Source organism: Streptococcus sp. ELY_86, from assembly GCF_058314495.1.
Window position 1 is genome coordinate 1 of the sequence record NZ_JBZFUK010000011.1, and the last position, 1,542, is coordinate 1,542.

Genomic DNA, 1,542 nt, shown 5'->3' on the forward strand with positions numbered 1-1,542 from the left:
TCTCCTTATATTATATTTAGTGCAGTTAGCTACTGCCAAAGCCCAAGTGATACACTTGGAATAAGCCACTGTGGATTAGTTAATCTTCTCCAATCGCTTGACGATTTCGAAAAGGCTCTAACCACAGCTTTTTGTTTCAATTGGTAATGAGTTTGATAACGCCTAGACGTTTAATCTCCTGTAAGGTGACAAGGCAAAAAGTTCGTGGATAACCAAGTGCGCTTGAATACAATATATATTAGGAGGTAACCTCTATGCTTTTTGTGGGCATTGATGTCGCTAAAAACAAACATGATGTATCCGTCTTAAACGAACAAGGAAACAATGTCCTCAAACCACTCACTTTCTCTAATAACAGAGCTGGTTTTAGTCTCTTAGACAATACCCTGAAACAGCTAAACCAAGACGCTCTCATCGCTCTTGAAGATACCGGACATTATGCCTGTAATCTCTTAACTTTCCTTCATGAACAGGGCTATCCGGTCTATACTTACAACCCTCTGATTATCAAGGAGTTTGCCAAGTCACTGTCACTTCGTAAAACCAAGACAGATAAGAAAGATGCCCGTGTTATCGCACTTAAGGTATTATCAGATCCAAACCGTGAGCAGTTTCGACACGATAGCTGTCAAGAAGAGTTGAAGATTCTGACGAGACATATCCATCGCCTCAAGAAGAAACAGTCCGACTGGAAAGTCCAATATACTCGCTGTCTGGACATCATCTTTCCTGAGTTGGCTAAAATCATTGGAGAGCATTCCGATTATGCCTACGAGCTACTCTCACGCTACCCCAGCCCTCAGAAAATGCTGGACGCTGGGGTTGAGCAACTGATAGACATTAAGCGATTAACAGTCCCTAAAATACAGGATATTCTCAAAGTCGCATCAAACTCTATCGGGACAACTTCACCTGCCCATGAGTTTGAACTCCTCGAAATCATTGAGAATATCCAGCACTATAACAGGCTCATCGCCAAAGCCGAAAAACAAGTCGATGAGCTGATGGCTGAGATCAACTCGGTCATCACTACTGTGTCAGGTATCGGTAATCGGTTGGGCTCAGTTATCCTAGCGGAAATCAGAAATATCCATACCTTTGACAATCCAGCGCAACTTCAGGCTTTTGCTGGACTAGAACCCTCCATTTACCAATCAGGGCAGATAGACATATCAGGGAAAATGGTCAAGCGTGGATCGCCTCACCTACGATGGGCTCTCCTGCAAGCCGCACAGAAAGCGGCACGCTATTCCCCTGCCTTCAAAGCCTATCTCAGAACTAAGTTAGACCAAGGGAAGCATTACAATGTCGCTGTCACTCATGTCGCTAAGAAACTTATCCGAATACTCTTTTATCTGCTCAAATACGACAGCCCTTTTGACGAAAATAAAGTAAGATAATTCTCGAAAATCTTAGACTTATCCTAACCTTTGAAAAAATGAGGCGTTTCAGAGGCTTTTTAGTGTACTCTCAAACTCATAATGGGAACAAAATATAAATTCATCTAAAACTATTGACTTTTCTTATAGTTTGTCTTTTTAT

At 41.9% G+C, this 1,542-nt stretch carries 1 protein-coding gene; it reads left to right on the forward strand.

The window, feature by feature from the left end:
* Positions 1-254: 254 nt before the first annotated feature.
* Positions 255-1,400 (forward strand): IS110 family RNA-guided transposase, encoded by a 1,146-nt coding sequence (locus tag AC4HAN_RS09960; protein WP_491092374.1) that lies wholly within the window; start codon positions 255-257, stop codon positions 1,398-1,400.
* The last annotated feature ends 142 nt before the right edge of the window (positions 1,401-1,542 follow it).

Excerpts from the sequence above, each read along its gene's own strand:
- AC4HAN_RS09960 (WP_491092374.1), top strand. The coding sequence starts at position 255 with ATGCTTTTTGTGGGCATTGATGTCGCTAAAAACAAACATGATGTATCC.